The organism is Arthrobacter endolithicus, assembly GCF_026627425.1.
In the GTDB taxonomy this organism is placed as follows: domain Bacteria; phylum Actinomycetota; class Actinomycetes; order Actinomycetales; family Micrococcaceae; genus Arthrobacter_M.
This window is the reverse complement of sequence record NZ_JAPNLH010000028.1, coordinates 1-15,731: the sequence shown is the minus strand read 5'-3', so window position 1 is coordinate 15,731 and position 15,731 is coordinate 1. Positions and strand designations below refer to the sequence as shown.

The following is a 15,731-nucleotide window of genomic DNA, read 5'->3' as shown; positions in this document are numbered from 1 at the left end:
AGGCTAAGGCCATGCCTCCTAAATGGACTGCAAAATTTCAGCCGCCGCGGTGAGGCCGGAATCGGTGCCGACAATGACGATGACATCCCCGGACAGCATGACCTGATCCGGCCGCGGCGAAGCGAGGACGCTGCCTTCCCGGAGAATCGCCACAACAGAGGTGCCGGTCAGGGTACGCATCTGGGTTTCGCCGAGCGTGCGGCCGGCATAGCGGGAGGTTTCATGCATCGGGAACTGCTGAGTACTGACCCCGGGGAGATCCTTCTGCTCCGCGGACAGCTGAGCAATGAGTTTGGTGCCACCCAAAAGCCCGCCAAGGGCTGCCGATTCGTCCGCGCTTAACGGGATGGACGCGGCGCAGGCGTCAGGATCATCGAGCCGGGAGACGATGAGTTCCGTCTGGCCGTCGCGCCGCGTGACTACGCCGACGCGGCGGCCGGTCGTCAGCGTGAGTTCCCGGCGGACGCCGATCCCCGGGAGCGGGGTTTCTACAATGTTCATGGAACTACCTTAGCCGTGCGTTGAGCGCAGGCGTAGGCTCCAATACGGCGATGGCGCACCTATGCAAAGGACTGGCAGTGGCGGTTAAGAAGAATACCCGGAAAATTGAACGCGGTATTGAAACGGACTTCCGGGACAGGATGAGTTACAGCTCGTATCTGGCACTCGATGAGCTGCTCTCCGCGCAGCATCCGGTCAGCAGGCCTGTGCACCACGATGAGATGCTGTTCATCATCCAGCATCAGACCTCCGAGCTCTGGCTCAAGCTGGTGCTGCACGAGCTGCGGGCCGTCCGGGAGGCGCTCATGATCGATGATCTCCGCATGGCAATGAAGGGGATCGCGCGGATCAAGCACATCCAGCGCAGCCTGACGGAGCAATGGTCCGTGCTGGCCACGTTGACCCCTTCGGAATATGCCCAGTTCCGCGGTGACCTAGGCTCCGCCTCCGGTTTCCAATCCGCCCAGTACCGGGCAGTGGAGTTTTTGCTCGGCAATAAGAATGCCGGAATGCTGAAGGTATTTGCCTCTGATCCCGCCGCGCACGCGATGCTGGACGAGCTGCTGGGCCAAAGCAGCATGTATGACGAATTCATCCAGCTGCTGGATCGGCGCGGATTCGAGGTCCCGGCCCACTTGCTGGACCGGGACTTCAGCAAGGCGCACGTTTTCAACGATGAACTGGTGCAGCTATACCGGGTGATTTATGAGAACCCCTCCGCGCATTGGGACTTGTATGAGGCGTGCGAGGAACTGGTGGACCTTGAGGACAACTTCCAGCTGTGGCGATTTCGGCACATGAAGACCGTGCTGCGCACGATCGGGATGAAGAACGGTACGGGTGGTTCTTCGGGTGTCGATTTCCTGCAGCGCGCCCTGGCGTTGACGTTTTTTCCGGAGTTGTTTGCCGTGCGCACTGAAATCGGCGCGGTCACACGGTAGCTGACGCAGCCACACGGAGGCTTCGGTGCCTTACCGTACGTGACCGTCGGCCACGCTCCGAATTCGCCGGAGGTATCAGGGGGATGCGCTAGTTTTAGTAGGTGCTCATCTCAGACCGCGATATCCGTGCCGAAATTGACGCCAAGCGCATTGCCTTGGAACCCTACGATCCCTCGATGGTGCAGCCGTCCAGCGTTGACGTGCGGATTGACCGGTTGTTCCGGTTGTTCGACAATCACAAATATGCGCACATTGATCCGGCCGAGGATCAGCCCGATCTGACGCGCCTGGTGGAGGTCGCACCGGACGAACCCTTCATCTTGCACCCGGGTGAGTTTGTGCTCGGCTCGACATATGAGGCCGTGACCTTGCCCGATGATATTGCGGCCCGGCTGGAGGGGAAGTCCTCGCTGGGACGGTTGGGGCTGCTGACGCACTCCACCGCCGGATTTATCGACCCAGGGTTCTCCGGGCACGTGACCCTCGAGCTGTCCAATGTAGCAACCCTGCCGATCAAGCTCTGGCCGGGAATGAAGATCGGACAGCTGTGCTTTTTCCGGCTGACCTCTGCCGCTGAGCACCCCTACGGCACGGGCGAGTATGGCAACAGGTACCAAGGCCAGCGCGGTCCCACCGCGTCCCGCTCCTTCCAAAACTTCCACATCACCGCCATCTGACCCACCCTTTCAGGTGAGTGGGTACTTGTGCCCCTTCCCGCGGGTGTTTAAAGGGCAGAGATACCCACTCACCTGCGCTGCGAGAAGCAAGGCTGGGGATAACCTCCGTACGGGCGTGCTGAGGCGGACATAATGGTCCATGCCGTCACGATCGAAACTCCCGGACGCCCTATCTGGCCGGTCCTTCACGATGCGCGAAGCCGGTGGCGAAGGTTTAGCCCGGCGTCGCTCGCAAGGCCCGGATCTGTTGACTCCCAGTCGCGGCATCCGGGTTCCATGGGATGTTGCTCAGGAGTTTCCCGAAGCGGTACGCCCGGTTTTCGAGCTGACACCGGGAGGAGTCGGTTGTTTCGGGACCGCGGCGAGACTGTTGGGGATTTCGGTGCCGGCGTGGGTGCAGTCGGAGCCCAGGCTGCACATCGCCAGGACTGGGACGACGGCGGCAAACCGGTTCGGCGTCGTCGGTCACCGGCTCAAACTGGCGGCCGAAGAGACCTCCTGCGTCCGCGGGATAACGGTGACGTCGCCGGCGAGGACATGGTTGGACTTGGCCTCGGTGCTAACCCCCGATGATCTGGTGGCGGCCGGGGACTCGGTGGTTTGTGCACATCGCCGCAGCTTTGAGCCCGAACGGCATCCGATGGCGCACCTCGATGAACTGGTCACCATCGTCGATCGGCACCATGGCGTGCGAGGTGTTTTGGCTGCCCGGCAGGCCCTGGCATTGATCCGCATCGGCGCCGATTCACCGCCCGAAACTTATCTGCGTCTTGCGGTGCTCCGACGGTTGCTGCCGGAACCAGACCTTGACGTTGTTGTCCTGGGCCCGGACGGCCGCGAACTGGCGTGGCCGGATCTGGCGTTCCGGAGGTTCCGCGTTGCGGTCCAGTACGACGGTCGTCATCATCTGACCGCCGGCCAGCAGGAATCCGATGGCCGCCGGGACAATGACACGGTGCTCGCAGGGTGGATTCCCCTGCGGATCACCGGAGCCATGATCGCTAGATTCGGGTACGAGGGCGCGGCCCGCATCATTCGGGACGCGCTCATATCCCGGGGCTGGACCCGTCAGCCCTAGCCCGGTGAGTGGGTACTTCTGCCCCTTCGGAGGGATGGATTAGGGGCAGACGTACCCACTCACCGAGGCGGCAGCGCCGCGGCAGATTCCTTGCGGGCAGGGGCTTTGACCGGCAGCAGCATCAGCAGGCCGGCCAGCAGCACGATCAGGATGCCGATGATGCCCCACCGCTGAGCGCCGAACCAGACGATGAAGAGTCCGAAGAGCATCGGTGCCAGAAAAGACACCGCCCGGCCCGTGGTGGCGTAAAGCCCAAAGAGTTCCCCCTCGTGTCCAGCGGGAGCGAGCCTGCCTATGAAGGTGCGTGCGGAGGACTGCGCCGGACCGACGAACAGGCACAGGAGCAGACCGAAGATCCAGAATACCGTCTTCCCTTCCCCGAAAAGCAGCACGGTCCCGGAGACCAGCAGTCCTGCAAGCGAGATCACGATGACAGCCTTTGGCCCAAGCCGGTCGTCAAGGACACCGGCGGAAATGGCACCGAGGGCGGCAACAACGTTGCCCGCGATGGCGAAAATCAGTACGTCGCCTTTGGCAAAGCCGAAGCTGCCCACGGCGATCACGGCCCCAAAGGTGAATATGGCGGCCAGTCCATCCCGGAAGATGGCGCTGCTCATCAGAAAGTACAGTGTATGCCGCTGGGTCCGCCAGAGCCGGGCAATGGTTCGGAAGAGATCGGCGTACGAACTTAGGAAGCCCACCTTGGGTTCCGCCGGATCCGCCTTCGCTTCCGGCACGGCCAGCAGCACAGGGATGGAGAAGATGATGATCCACGCTGCGGAGAACAACGCCACCACCCGGTACGTCATCCCGTCCTGTTCCGTAATGCCGAACAGGCCCACCTTGGGGGCAATCAAGCCGTAGTAAACAATCAGCAGCGCCACAATGCCGCCCAGGTACCCGGCGGACCAGCCGAATCCGCTGATCCGGCCAATGGTGGACCGGCTGGATATCTGCAGCAGCATGGCGTTGTAATTCACCGCAGCAAGTTCCGCGAAGACATGGCCGGCGCTAATCGCGAGGCAGCCGAAGAGCAGGTATGACTCGTGCGGCTGGACAAAAAAGCAGCTGGCGGTGAGGAGTGCGACCAGCAATGTGTTGATCCCAAGCCACAGGCGTCGCCGCCCGCTGCGGTCCGAGCGCTGGCCCGCCACCGGGGCAAAGAGGGCAATGGCGATGCCGGAGACGGAAAGGGCAAAGGCCAGGACCGCGGAGGCGTGATCGGACCCGCCGAAAGCATCCCCGGTCAGGTACAGTGCGGTGAAAATGAAGGTGGTCATGACGGCATTGAAGGCTGCCGATCCCCAGTCCCAGGACGCCCATGCAAGAATCTGGCCCTTTGTGGCCGGGGCCTTCGCTTCGGCCAGGCCGGAGTAGCCGGCCGACGGTGTGAGCTCACTCATAAGCAGAATGCTATACGTTCCTGCGGGCACCGGCCGGTGGGCCAAGCCGCCCACCACGGGCGCCTCGACGAAAAAAGGTCAGACCTCGTTGGGGTTCTTATTGATCCGGGCGAGTGCCTTCTGCGTGCCGCGGCCTGCGATGACCTGGATAATGGCGGCGACGGCGGAGGAGACCAGGGCGAAGGTCAGCGCCGAGCGCAGGCTGTACTCCAGATTGGTGCCGTCCTTGGGTGGCTTCTTGCCGGTGCTTTTCTCCCACACCATGTCCACCGTCTTGTTGGCCAGAAAACCGGCGCCAATGCTTACGCCTGTGCCGAGGAGCTTCAGCAGAATATTCATCTGGCCAGCCTAACGTGAAGCGCGGCTTTCCACGAGATAACCGCACGTCCCGACAGTTCCAGTCGTCCAGCCGGCCGGCGGCCCTGAAAAATCTGCCGCAGGGAGTGCTTCCCGGTGTACGCTGGGAACTGCAATTTACACGACAGGGGAGCGCCGGTCACCGTCTGACGGTCCGTGCGCTGAGAGTGCGGACATCCGCTGACCCTCGAACCTGATCCGGCTAGTACCGGCGAAGGGAGTCGAGTTCTCTTCGGCATGCGGCGCCCTGCAAGCGTCCTGCCGCCCCTCCTGAAAAGGAGGAAACGCAATGAGTGCGTCACACACGAGCAAAAACGGCGCCAGTTCCACGCCGGAATCGCCGGACCCCCGCGCCACAACGACATCCGCTGGTGCCGGGGGTGTCAGGATTGCCCCACGTTGGCGGGTTGTGGACATCGTCGTAGCCTCCGTCGTCGCCGTCGCCGTCGGCGTCATCTTCTGGCTTTGGTCCGCCGGCTACGCGGGCATCGCGATCATCACCGCCATTTTCCCGCCATTGGCCGGCCTATATGGCGGTGGTTGGCTGATCGCCGGGGTTATCGGCGCCCTGGTGATCCGCAAGCCGGGCGCGGCTTTGTACTGCGAACTGCTCGCGGCCGTGGTGGAGGCGCTGCTGGGCTCGCACTTCGGCCTGACCGTGCTGCTGTCGGGCCTGCTGCAGGGTCTGGGCGCAGAACTGGTCTTCGCCGTCTTCCTGTACCGGAAGTTCAACCTTCCAATCGCGCTGTTGGCCGGCGCGATGTCCGGCGTGGGGATGGGAATTCTGGACAATCTCGGCTATAACGCTGAGTGGGAGATCGCCTGGAAAATCGTGTATCTAATCTTCGGTGCCATCTCAGGCGCACTGATTGCCGGCCTGCTCTCCTGGCTGGCCGTGCGCGGTCTGGCGAAGACCGGAGCGTTGGCTAACCTGGGTTCCCGCCGCGCCGCGGTGGAGCCTGCGTTCTAGAAGATGTCCCCTTATGACGAGGATAAATTCGGGCAGGGAACCCGGCCCGCCGCTGTTTGCGCGAAAGGCTGGGGCTGGCAGCATTCCGGGCGGGCAGCGCGGGCGGTCCACGACCTGGATCTGAATATTGCCCCGGGGGAGCGGGTCTTGCTGCTGGGACCGTCAGGGGCCGGTAAATCCACCCTGCTGCATGCTCTCGCCGGTGTGCTCGGGGCGGACCAGGATGCGGCGGAGTCCGGTTCATTGACGGTCGACGGCGAAAACCCCGCCGTCCGCCGCGGAAGTGCCGGGCTGATGCAGCAGGATCCGGAGGCCCAGGTGGTGCTCTCCCGGATTGGAGACGATGTGGCGTTCGGTGCGGAGAACCTCGCCGTTCCCAGGGATAAGATCTGGCGCCGCGTTGGTAACGCGCTGGACGCCGTCGGACTGGACTTTCCGCTGGACCATCCCACCTCGGCCCTGTCCGGCGGACAGAAGCAGCGTCTAGGCCTGGCGGGCATTCTGGCGATGCAGCCGGGCCTGCTGCTGCTCGATGAGCCCACCGCGAACCTTGATCCGGCAGGAGTGCTGGAGGTCCGCGACGCGGTGCTGCGGATGCTCGAACGTACTGGCGCGACGATGGTGGTGGTCGAACACCGGGTGGCGGTTTGGGTCGACGTAGTGGACCGTATTGTGGTGCTCGCCCCCGCGGACCGCGGCCAGGGCGGCGGTGTGCTGATTGACGGGTCACCGGAGCACGTGCTGAGACAGGCACGCCGGATGCTGACCGACGCCGGCGTCTGGGTGCCCGGCTACATCCCTATTACCCGCCGCCGGAAAGACGCACCCGGCAGTCGGCCTGCCAGTCAAAGCGCCAGCCGAAACCGAACCGGAGCCGATGTGCTGCTGGACGCCGATCAGCTCGCCGTTTCGCGGCGCGCCATGAATGCCCACAAGCGTCGGGGTGCCGCGCGGCGCCACCCGGTCGCAGCTATGGCGTCCGGCATTGACCTGACAGTGAGTGCCGGTGCAGCCCTGAGTATCACCGGCCCGAACGGTGCCGGAAAGTCGACGCTCGCCCTCACCCTCGGCGGGCTGCTGCCACCACTGGACGGACGCCTGCGCGCCGCGGACGCCCTGAGCCGCGGGGCGGGGCCCGAACCCCACCGCTGGAAGGGAGGAGACCTGATCCAACGGATCGGGACCGTCTTCCAGGAGCCGGAGCATCAGTTTGTCACCGGCCGCGTGCTGGATGAGCTGAACTTCGGTCCAAAACTGCTGGGCCGGGGCTTTGAACGGGTCGATGAGCTGCTGGAGCGGCTCCGGTTGACGCATCTGGCGGAGGCCAATCCGTACACCCTCTCCGGCGGGGAAAAGCGCCGGCTCTCCGTGGCCACCGTACTGGCGGCCAACCCGTCGCTCCTGGTCCTCGATGAGCCGACGTTTGGTCAGGATGCCAATACTTGGGCAGAGCTCGTGGACTTGCTGACGGAACTGCTCGACGCCGGGACGTCCGTGATCTCGGTGTCCCATGATGAGGAATTTACCCAGCTGCTGGGGGGAACGCGATTCCCAATCACCGCCGCCGGGCGGCCGATTCCGCAGGAAACGCAGCCTGCAGCCGCACACCGTGAAGCCGCACAGCCTGTGGCCGCGCACTTTGCAGCCGCCCAGGCGCGGGCGGAGGTGTCCGGTGAGCATTGACGTGATGGCCGGCCCACGGTCAACCGCCGTCCTGGCCCGGGCGAATCCGCTCGCCAAGCTCGCTGCCGCACTGGTGTTGACCATCGTTTTGCTGCTGAGTGTGGACTGGGCTTCGGCCACCGTGGCGTTGGTTTTTGAGCTGGCAGTGCTGCCGCTTGCCGGCCTGAGCGCCCGCAACCTGCTGTTGCGTGGCTGGCCGATCCTCGCGGCGGCGCTAGTGGGCGGGTACGGTTCGGCCCTGTTGGCGCCGAAGACTGGAGCGGTACTGCTGAATTGGGGCCCACTGCTCTTCACCGAGGGGTCGTTGCAGTCCGGCGTGGCCATTATGCTCCGCGGTATTGCCATCGCGCTCCCCGGCGTGATCGTGCTGGCCAGCACGGATCCGACGGATCTGGCGGACGCGCTGGCACAGAAGATGAAGCTTCCGCACCGATTCGTCCTTGGCGCGCTCGCCGCCCTGCGCCTGGTCGGGTTGCTGGTGGAGGAATGGCAGACGCTGGGAATGGCACGGCGTGCTCGTGGGGTGGGCAGCGGATCCGGGTTTGTTGGCCGGTTCAAGGCATCCCTGGGGCAGGCCCTGGCGCTGCTCGTGCAGGCGATCCGCAGGGCTTCCCGGCTGGCCGTCTCGATGGAAGCCAAAGGTTTCGGCGCCGGCCCCCGGAGCTGGGCCCGCGAATCCACGTTCGGGCCACTTGATGCGTGGGTCGTCGCCGTCGCCGTCCTGACTGCGGGCGCAGTGGTGGGCGCCGCCGTCGGACTGGGAACCTGGAACCCGGTCTTCGGGTAGAGGCATTCTCCGTCAATTTCCACTTTGGGCTCCAGCAGCGGTGTGGTGCGCGGGATGCGGACGGTCGTCGGCGGTAGCGTTGAACGGCGGAGGTCGGGCGACGTTCCTTAGCGGTTGGCAGCGCCAGATATTGCACCAAACGGTTAGCAAATGTCTTGGTGCGCAATGAATGCTGTCTTTTGACGTCATTTATGCGCTCTGTGATATAAATTGAATCATGAGTCAAGTAGCTGCGGAATCCGTTGGAGTGCTGGTCCGGGATGCCCGCACGAACAAGGGCTGGACCCAGGGGCGGCTCGCGGCCGAGCTGGGCACCAGCCAGAGCGCGGTGGCGCGGATGGAACAGGGCAAGCAGAACCTGAGCCTGAAGATGATTGGGCGAATGGAGACTATCTTCGGGCGCAGGATTGTCAACGTGAACGACGGCGGCAAGCAGCGGATCACGCATCTGCGCGTGGTGGGCGGTCACCAGCTCTCCGGCAGCGTTGACGTTAACTCCAGCAAGAATGCCGGCGTCGCCTTGCTGTGCGCCAGCCTGCTGAACCGCGGAACGACGACGTTGCGGCGGCTTGCGCGGATCGAAGAAGTCAACCGGATTGTGGAGCTGTTGACCAGCATCGGCGTCGAATGCACGTGGCTGAACGCCAATGATCTGCTCATCCGGCGCCCCGCTGTCCTCAACCTCACCGCCATGGATGTGGAGGCTGCCCGACGCACCCGCAGCGTCATTATGCTCTTGGGGCCGCTGCTGGATGAAGAGGCCAGTTACCGGCTGCCCTATGCCGGCGGCTGTGACCTGGGAACGCGCACCGTTGAGCCGCACATGCAGGCGCTGCGCGAATTCGGGTTATCGGTTCAGGCTCATTCGGGGTTCTATGCCATCCAGGCTCCCGTCGCCGATGACCAGGACCGGACCTTTGTGCTCACTGAACGTGGGGATACGGTGACCGAAAATGCCATCATGGCGGCGGCGCATCGGGAAGGCAGCACCGTGATCCGCAACGCCAGCCCAAATTACATGGTCCAGGACCTGTGCTTTTACCTGCAGGGGCTGGGCGTTAGCGTCGAGGGCATCGGCAGCACCACACTGACCATCAGGGGCAAAGCACGCATTGATGTGGACATCGAATATTCCCCCTCCGAAGACCCGATCGAGGCTATGAGCCTCATCACGGCCGGCATTGTCACCGGTTCCGAGGTCACCATCCGGCGGGTTCCCATCGAATTCATGGAAATCGAGCTCAGCGTGCTGGAACAGATGGGCTTTCGCTACCGCAAATCGGCGGAATACACAGCACATAACGGGCATACGCGACTGGTGGACATCACCACGTTGCCCTCCGAGCTGACTGCCGCGGCGGATAAGATCCATCCGATGCCGTTTCCGGGGCTGAATATTGACAATTTGCCGTTCTTCGCGGTGATCGCCTCCTGTGCGCTGGGAGCGACGCTGATCCACGACTGGGTTTACGAGAACCGGGCGATCTACCTTACCGAGCTCAATCGGCTCGGTGCCCGCGTGCGGCTGCTGGACCCGCACCGGATAGACGTTACCGGGCCAACGCGCTGGCGCGCTGCGGAAATTGGCTGCCCGCCGGCGCTGCGCCCGGCAGCCTGCATTCTATTGGCGATGCTGGCGGCTAAGGGAACCTCTGAGCTGCGTAACATCTATGTGATAGAACGCGGCTACGAGGATTTGGCCGAGCGGCTGAACACCCTGGGAGCCGAAATCGAATATTTTCAGGACTGAGGGTGAGTGGGTACATCTGCCCCTAAAACACATGGTTTAAGGGGCAGAGGTACCCACTCACCTTGTTCGTGAGGGTGGGGGTGGGGGTAGCAGGTTGTCGGTTAGGGTTGGGTTGCGGCGAGCGCAGTGGTCAAATCCCGGGTGAGATCCTCGATGTCCTCCAGCCCCACGGAAAGGCGCAGGACACCGTCGGTCAGCCCGATGGAGGCACGGCCCTCCGGTCCCATCGCCCGGTGCGTGGTGGTGGCGGGATGTGTGATGAGGGACTTGGTGTCGCCCAGGTTGTTGGAAATGTCGATGATGGTCAACGCATTGAGCAGCGCGAATGCCGCATCCTTGGCCGAGCTGCCGGTACGCGCCCCGGCGGAGGCCAGTTCGAACGTGAGGACGGTTCCTCCCGCCTTCATCTGGCTCCGGGCGAGCTCAAATTGCGGATGGGAGGGCAGCAGCGGGTACCGCACCCAGTTCACCGCTGGATGCTGCTCCAAAAACCCTGCGAGGCGCTGTGCGTTGGCTGCCGAATGTGCCACTCGAAGACCCATGGTCTCCAGGCCCTTAGTCAGCACCCAGGCGTTGAAGGCGGACAGCGCGGGACCGGTATGGCGCATTAATTGCTTCACCGGTCCTTCGATGAACTCGCGGGTGCCCAAAATGGCGCCACCAAGCACGCGTCCCTGACCATCGATGTGTTTCGTTCCGGAGTAGACAATCACATCCGCTCCCAGGTCTGCGCACTTTTGCAGCAGCGGGGTCGCGAAGACGTTGTCCACCACCACCGTTGCGCCGGCGGCATGGGCCAGCACGCAGACAGCCCGGATGTCCACGATTTCCTGCATCGGGTTCGACGGCGACTCGAAGAAGACCGCCGTCGTCGGCACCGAAAGCGCTTCCCGCCATTGCTGCATATCCGCGCCGTCCACGAAAACGGTTTCCACACCCCAGCGGGGAAGGATTTCGTTCAGGATGACGAAGCAGGAGCCGAACAGCGAGCGTGCCGCGACAACCCTGTCCCCGGCGCCCAGTAAGGCGCCGAGGGCGGTGAAGACCGCCGACATCCCGGAAGCGGTGGCGAAGCACGCTTCGGTGCCCTCGAGCAACCGCAACCTTTCCTGGAAAGTGGCCACCGAGGGGTTCCCGTATCGGGAATACACGAAGCGGTCCACTTCGCCAGTGAAGGCCTGTTCCGCGGCCTGGGCCGATTCGTAGACATAGCCGGAGTTCACGAACAATGCCTCGGACGTTTCCTGGAACTCGGAGCGGTCCAGGCCGCCACGAACGGCCTGAGTGTCCGGAGCCCAGCCGGAGGCATTGGGGTTGAAGTTGCTCATGCCGGCCCCTGCCCCGCAGTTGTTGGCTTCCGTGGCCCGCGCGAGTGCGGAAGACGGCGGTTTTTCCAGCCGTTGAGGATCCTGTCCCCGTACGCGTCGGGAGCGCCCTCGAAGCCTTCCAGCACGTTCCAACTGATAAAGCCCGCGGACGCGGCAAGCTCGGCGGCGCCGATCGAGCGGACGCCGGAACGGCAGAGGAAGATCAACTCCGTCTGCCCGTCGTTGGGGGCCTGGGCCCGCAGCTGTTCAAGAAAATCCCGGTTCGGCGTGCCGCCGGTGAGATTCCACTGGATGAAGAGGGGCGCGCGGCCGGTTGCGGAGGTGTCCGGGATGCCGATGTGGTTCCATTCGGCCTCGGTCCGCACATCCACCAGCAGGGCGCCGGCCAGCAGCTTTTCCCAGGCCTGCTCCACGGTGAGATCGCCCGCGTAGCTCATTGGCCGCCGTCGTTCGTAGCGCCGGCATGGATCGAGAGGGCAGCGGGCAGTATTACCGCCTGCGCAGCTACCGTCCGTCCGCCGTCGAACGCCAGCGCGGGGCTGCCGTACAGCACATATCCGTCGGCCAGAGCCGCACTGACACGTGCGCAAAAGGAGTGGTCATCGGGGCCGCTGAGCAGACGATAAGCCAACGGCGCGTCGGCGGCAGGTAGGGCTGTTGGTGCGCTCACGAGAGAGGTCTCCTCATTGCAATCAATGGTGCGACCCTTGGATGCAGGTGAGGAAGCGTCACTGGACCGCCGGAACCATTCACGCTTGCAATCCTGGGCCGTCACGCCGGGGTTTGCCGAGTAGTCACCTGAGGCACCCCGCCGGAAAGAGGGTTGCCGGCCAGCAAGTCAGGGCTTGGCGCTGGCACTCATTACTCATCTAGAAAGTAGCATACGGACCGGTGTGCGGGGCAGTCCGCAGCCCGAGTGTGGCTTCTGATGACGGGGAGACGCTATTGGGTGCGGGCAATCAGCTCGTTGAGCTCGGCGGTGAGGGCTCGCCGGACCCCGGCGGTACCGATTTCCCGCCCATCGATCCGGTTAACCGGAGCCAGCAGGCGAACGCTGGAAATAAGCCAGACAGCGTCCGCGTCAAAGAGGTCCGCCGGTTCGACGGGGCCGTAGCCAAGCTCCCAGCCGGCGGCCTTGGCGGCGGCGAACAGCGCGCCCTGCGAGGTGCCCGGCAAAATACCGCTGTCCAGCTGGGGCGTAATCAGCCGCCTGATCCGATCCGGCCCCTCACCCTCGGCGTGGGCCAGCAGGACGGACGACGTCGGTCCCTCCAAAACGCGTCCGTCCCCGCTGGTGAAAATAACGTCGTCAGCGCCGTGTGCACGGGCGTACCGCAACGCGGCCATATTGACGGCATAGGACAGCGTTTTTGCGCCGAGCAGGAGCCACGGCGCGCGCTCGGCAATGGAGCTGTCGTAACCACGGTCCAGCAGCAGCACATCGACCCCGGTCTCGCGTTGCGCTCGTCCTGCCGCGGGTGGCTCCGAAGCCTGCACCCACGCCGTCGGAGTTGTCCCGCCCTCCACACCGCGCGTCACAATGAGCTTGAGCACCAGTTCATCGTCGCCGGCCCCGTTTCCGACGCCGGCAGCGTTTCCGGTGGGGGCGGAAGCGCTTCCAACGGTGCCGGCGAGGTTGCCGCGGAACTCGGTGACAGCCGTTGCCATCGCGCGGCGCCAGAGGTCCTGCGGCGGGATCCGCAGATCCATGGCGCGGGCCGAGGACTCCAGCCGGTCCAGATGGGCCTGGCTTTTCCTGATTTTTCCGCCGACCACCAGCAGGGACTCGAACACGCCGTCCCCGCGCGTGGCCCCCTGATCCGTGGCCAGCAGCGCCGGCACCGCGGCATCCACGATGCGTCCCGCCGGCAGCGAGGGATCCAGGAACACCAAAACAGTCATGGTTTTAGCTTAGTGCCGCACTCAGCCGGGGAAGACGGTGCCAATCGCCTGCAGGACTCCGAAGGCCTTCGCCTGGACCTCCAGCCACTCCTCGTGAGGGGCGGAATCGGCGGTGATGGCACCGCCCACACCCAGGCTCAGCCGGGCGCCGTCGCCCGTGGCTTCCAGCACCAGGGTGCGGATGGTGACGGAAAGATCCGCGGCGCCAGTGAGTGAAAAGTAGCCGACGGCGCCGGAATAGGCACCGCGCGGAGCACCTTCGAGCTCATCCAGTATGGCCATCGTGGAAATCTTTGGCGCACCCGTCATCGACCCCGCAGGGAAGGCGGCCGCGACCGCTTCGGTGCGGGTGGCCCCGGGCCGCAGCTGCGCCTCAATGGTGCTAACCATCTGATGCACGGTCGCGTAGCTTTCCACGGCGCAAAGCCGCAGCACCGCCAGCGAATCGGGAACCGCAAAATGTGCCAGGTCGTTGCGCAGCAGATCCACGATCATAATGTTCTCCGCCCGGTCCTTGGCAGAGTTCGCCAACTCCGCTTTCAGAGCCACATCCCGGGCGGGGTCTGCATCCCGGCGGCGTGTACCTTTGATCGGCTCCGCCCGCATGGTTCCATCGGCGGTGATCCGCAGGAAACGCTCCGGCGAGGTGCCGGCGAGGGCTACGTTGCCAAAGTGCAGGTAGCTGGCAAACGGAGCGGGATTCCCGCGGCGCAGCTGCCGGTACGTCCGCCACGGGTCCACCGCGGCCGTCGAGTGGGCGGTCAACGAGGTGGTGAGGCAGATTTCGTAGGAATTACCCTCTGCGATTTGTGCCTGTGCCAAGGCAATTTTGGCCTTGTATTGCGTCTCGGTGTCGCGGCAGGTGAAAACCGGAGCCAGGGGATGATCCTGCGCCTGTGCGTGCACGGCCTGGCCTTGCGCAACCTGTGCGTGCACGGCTGGGTCTTTTCCGGAGTGCGCCGCGATGGCCTCCCGGGCAGCAGCCAGCCAAGCGTCAACTTCGGTCGCTGCCGGGTCGGCAGGATCGACGGCGTTAGATGTTCCGCCGAGGGTCAGCAGGTAGACGCAGCGCCGGGCGTGGTCCACGACGACGGCGCGGCCGGCGAAGATCAGCGCGGCATCATCGGCCCGGCCTGCCGTTCCGGGCCCGGCGGCATCGGCCCCGCCGGTTTCGCGTTTGAGCTCGTAGCCGAGGTACCCCAGCCAGCCCAACGTAAAGCCACACTCATAATCTTCCGGTGCACGGACGGCGCGGCGGCCCCAGACCGTGTCCAGCCAGCGGAAGAACGGCCCCGGGACACGCGTGGTGACGGCCCCGGAGCTGATTCTGGTCATCCCGCCGCCGTGCCGTGCGTACTGACCGTACCCGCCGCCGTCGTCCGCCATGATGGAGAAACGGCTGGGCGTGCCCGGATCGCCGCCCCAAGCGCCCGGATCGGCCGGATCGGTGGCCCGAACGGCGGCCGCATCGGAGCTGTCCAGCCAGACGGCGTGCGCTGAACTGCCATAGAGCGCCTCAAAGAGCATCTCCTGGTCCGGATAGGCATCCACCCGATGAACCTGCAGGTCCAGGCCGCGGCGCCGGGCACGTTCGGGGGCGAGTAAAGCCTCCAACGGCGGCAGAGACGTTAGGGCCAGCAGCACCTGGGCAGGTGTGGAATCGTCGGCGCGACCCTGTACCAGCAGGTCCGCAGCCTCTTCCGGGATGGTTCCTAGCAGCTCATCCTCCTGGATGGACCAGGCATCCCAGAACGGCGCATACGTTTCCCCATCCCGCGCCATGGCCCGGGTCTTGCGGTGATCGGCCGGTGCCTCAACCCAGATGACAACGTCCATGTAGGCGGCCGCGGAGGAGTGTGTGGCGCCGACGCCCTCCATAATCACGATCTCGGCCGGCTCGGTGATGTGCAGTGCGCCGTCGTAGTGGTTGTCCCAATCCCAACTGGTCCACTGCGCCGGCAGGCCGTGGCGCAGCGGCGTCAACACGGTGCTCACATAGCGTTCCACACCGGCCGCCAGGCCATTCCAACCCGGGTAAATTTCCTCCAGATGGAAGACCGTCACCTTGTGGTGCTCGCGGAGCAGGGCCGCGAGTTCCAGGGCCAGCACCGTTTTTCCTGCCCCGGAGCGGCCGTCGATGCCGATGATTACCGGCAGCGGGCTGCTGGAGTGCAGCGGTTGGCCGTGCAGGGATCCGGCTGTCGAAATCATTTAGCTAGTCTAGCGAGGGCGGTGTCAAGCCGTGTTAGCAACATTGTCGTTGAGTTGTTTGGTGAAGGCTTCTCGTGGTGTGAGGAATCCCAGGACGGCGCGCGGACGGTCGTTGAGTTCGTCCGCGATGGCGTCTAGATAGG

At 64.4% G+C, this 15,731-nt stretch carries 15 protein-coding genes, 1 pseudogene and 2 riboswitches; of the genes and pseudogenes, 7 read left to right on the top strand and 9 right to left on the bottom strand.

All coding sequences use genetic code 11. From position 1 onward, the window contains the following. Positions 1–18: 18 nt before the first annotated feature. Complete coding sequence (locus tag OS914_RS16790; RefSeq protein WP_267547206.1) at positions 19–501, bottom strand: cation:proton antiporter regulatory subunit; 483 nt, start codon at positions 499–501, stop codon at positions 19–21. A gap of 77 nt (positions 502–578) precedes the next feature. Between OS914_RS16790 and OS914_RS16785 the strand changes: the two genes are divergently transcribed. From OS914_RS16785 to OS914_RS16775, 3 genes are all read left to right on the top strand, one after another. Beyond that, on the top strand, positions 579–1,442 hold the full coding sequence (locus OS914_RS16785; RefSeq protein WP_267547205.1) for a tryptophan 2,3-dioxygenase: 864 nt from the start codon (positions 579–581) through the stop codon (positions 1,440–1,442). A 101-nt stretch (positions 1,443–1,543) separates the two neighbouring features. Beyond that, entirely contained in the window at positions 1,544–2,119 is a 576-nt protein-coding gene (dcd, locus tag OS914_RS16780) for a dCTP deaminase (protein WP_267547204.1), read from the top strand. A gap of 139 nt (positions 2,120–2,258) precedes the next feature. Beyond that, positions 2,259–3,197: a hypothetical protein gene (locus OS914_RS16775; protein ID WP_267547203.1), complete on the top strand. Its 939-nt coding sequence runs from the start codon at positions 2,259–2,261 to the stop codon at positions 3,195–3,197. Positions 3,198–3,256: 59 nt separating this feature from the next. Here OS914_RS16775 and OS914_RS16770 read toward each other — a convergent pair whose 3' ends face one another. Together OS914_RS16770 and OS914_RS16765 are read right to left on the bottom strand one after the other, a co-directional pair. Further along, positions 3,257–4,600: an MFS transporter gene (locus OS914_RS16770; protein ID WP_267547202.1), complete on the bottom strand. Its 1,344-nt coding sequence runs from the start codon at positions 4,598–4,600 to the stop codon at positions 3,257–3,259. A gap of 78 nt (positions 4,601–4,678) precedes the next feature. Then, positions 4,679–4,939, bottom strand: a complete 261-nt coding sequence (locus tag OS914_RS16765) for a DUF4235 domain-containing protein (protein WP_267547201.1) — start codon at positions 4,937–4,939, stop codon at positions 4,679–4,681. A gap of 134 nt (positions 4,940–5,073) precedes the next feature. After that, positions 5,074–5,194, top strand: a riboswitch (TPP riboswitch). 52 nt (positions 5,195–5,246) lie between these two features. Between OS914_RS16765 and OS914_RS16760 the strand changes: the two genes are divergently transcribed. From OS914_RS16760 to OS914_RS16745, 4 genes are all read left to right on the top strand, one after another. Continuing rightward, positions 5,247–5,927, top strand: a complete 681-nt coding sequence (locus OS914_RS16760) for an ECF transporter S component (protein ID WP_267547200.1) — start codon at positions 5,247–5,249, stop codon at positions 5,925–5,927. 3 nt (positions 5,928–5,930) lie between these two features. After that, complete coding sequence (locus tag OS914_RS16755) at positions 5,931–7,610, top strand: ABC transporter ATP-binding protein (protein ID WP_267547199.1); 1,680 nt, start codon at positions 5,931–5,933, stop codon at positions 7,608–7,610. Positions 7,611–7,614: 4 nt separating this feature from the next. Beyond that, entirely contained in the window at positions 7,615–8,397 is a 783-nt protein-coding gene (locus tag OS914_RS16750; protein ID WP_267547217.1) for an energy-coupling factor transporter transmembrane component T family protein, read from the top strand. A 217-nt stretch (positions 8,398–8,614) separates the two neighbouring features. Further along, entirely contained in the window at positions 8,615–10,147 is a 1,533-nt protein-coding gene (locus tag OS914_RS16745; protein WP_267547198.1) for a UDP-N-acetylglucosamine 1-carboxyvinyltransferase, read from the top strand. 101 nt (positions 10,148–10,248) lie between these two features. On the opposite strand, the gene OS914_RS16740 is transcribed toward OS914_RS16745, so the two are convergent. From OS914_RS16740 to OS914_RS18350, 6 genes and pseudogenes are all read right to left on the bottom strand, one after another. Next, positions 10,249–11,475, bottom strand: coding sequence for an O-succinylhomoserine sulfhydrylase (locus OS914_RS16740; RefSeq protein ID WP_267547197.1), 1,227 nt, complete (start codon positions 11,473–11,475; stop codon positions 10,249–10,251). Next, positions 11,472–11,912 carry a rhodanese-like domain-containing protein gene (locus OS914_RS16735; protein WP_267547196.1) on the bottom strand — a complete coding sequence of 147 codons (441 nt, stop codon included), beginning with the start codon at positions 11,910–11,912 and terminating at the stop codon, positions 11,472–11,474. Before OS914_RS16735 ends, OS914_RS16740 begins: the two co-directional genes overlap by 4 nt. Then, a complete protein-coding gene (locus OS914_RS16730) occupies positions 11,909–12,145 on the bottom strand; it encodes a DUF1737 domain-containing protein (RefSeq protein ID WP_267547195.1) in 237 nt (78 codons plus the stop codon). The genes OS914_RS16735 and OS914_RS16730 overlap by 4 nt, the downstream gene beginning before the upstream one ends. A 76-nt stretch (positions 12,146–12,221) precedes the next feature. Next, a riboswitch (SAM riboswitch) is annotated at positions 12,222–12,341 on the bottom strand. Positions 12,342–12,417: 76 nt separating this feature from the next. Further along, positions 12,418–13,377: an aminodeoxychorismate lyase gene (locus OS914_RS16725; RefSeq protein WP_267547194.1), complete on the bottom strand. Its 960-nt coding sequence runs from the start codon at positions 13,375–13,377 to the stop codon at positions 12,418–12,420. Positions 13,378–13,398: 21 nt separating this feature from the next. Continuing rightward, the gene (locus OS914_RS16720; protein ID WP_267547193.1) at positions 13,399–15,588 is read right to left on the bottom strand and encodes a chorismate-binding protein; all 2,190 of its coding nucleotides are present in this window, start codon (positions 15,586–15,588) and stop codon (positions 13,399–13,401) included. Positions 15,589–15,612: 24 nt separating this feature from the next. Next, positions 15,613–15,731, bottom strand: a pseudogene (locus OS914_RS18350) (IS30 family transposase); the annotation flags it as partial.